This is a genomic window from Nostoc sp. CmiVER01 (genome assembly GCF_034531135.2).
In the GTDB taxonomy this organism is placed as follows: Bacteria; Cyanobacteriota; Cyanobacteriia; order Cyanobacteriales; family Nostocaceae; genus Nostoc.
Genome location: NZ_JAVRBU020000068.1, coordinates 1 through 639, shown reverse-complemented (window position 1 = coordinate 639; position 639 = coordinate 1). Strand labels below are relative to the sequence as shown.

2 protein-coding genes are annotated in these 639 nt (G+C 55.2%); both read left to right on the top strand.

Annotation, left to right across the window (positions count from 1 at the left end):
- Positions 1-88: 88 nt before the first annotated feature.
- Positions 89-430, top strand: a complete 342-nt coding sequence (locus RMZ43_RS36025; RefSeq protein WP_428851033.1) for a hypothetical protein — start codon at positions 89-91, stop codon at positions 428-430.
- A 2-nt stretch (positions 431-432) separates the two neighbouring features.
- Positions 433-639 (top strand): hypothetical protein (locus RMZ43_RS36020; RefSeq protein WP_428851032.1); only part of this gene is annotated, 207 nt, incomplete at its 3' end.

Below are 639 nucleotides of genomic sequence, written 5' to 3'. Positions count from 1 at the left end.
TATCTTGAGGATTTACTTGGGCAATTTTTTGTGGCGCTGCTATTGATACTACAGCCGTTGAGGCAATAATTAGAGGACCTCCGGTGCCATGAGCGATATCGCGACGCGTAAGGGTGTGGTCCCCGCACTGCGCTACGATAATGGCAATCCGAAGGGCCGTAACTACATCCGTTTCGATGGGATAGAAAAGGGCGCCGACGGGTCGTCGACCCTGCTGATCGATGCCAAGAAGCAGCTGCCGCTGTGGAGTGAAGGCGCGAAGCGAGACCTATTGGACTCTCTGGATCGCGTGAAGACTGCCGTTGAACAAAACCCGGGATACAAGGTGATGTACGAGTTTCCGAACGAGAAGGCTGCACAAGCAGCCAAAGAGTTCCTGACGGTTAACAAATTGGACAAGGTGGTGTCTGTGCGCGTGCGAGGCGGCTGAGTATGGCAAGCATCGAAGTGTGGCTGCATCGTCGGCCTGACAGGTCTGTACCGATGGCGGATATGTATGCGCAGGATATTGCGCGACTGAGTCTTGTCGACGGACCGCTGGGCTTCAGGCAGGCAGGGCCCCCTCCGATGCTCGTGGATACAGGCGATTATGTCGTTGAGGTGTACAACGCAAAAATCCCCGTCCGTGGGTTGAAATGC

Bases quoted from the DNA above. Each gene is read 5' to 3' on its own strand.
- RMZ43_RS36025 (WP_428851033.1), top strand. From the start codon at position 89: ATGAGCGATATCGCGACGCGTAAGGGTGTGGTCCCCGCACTGCGCTAC.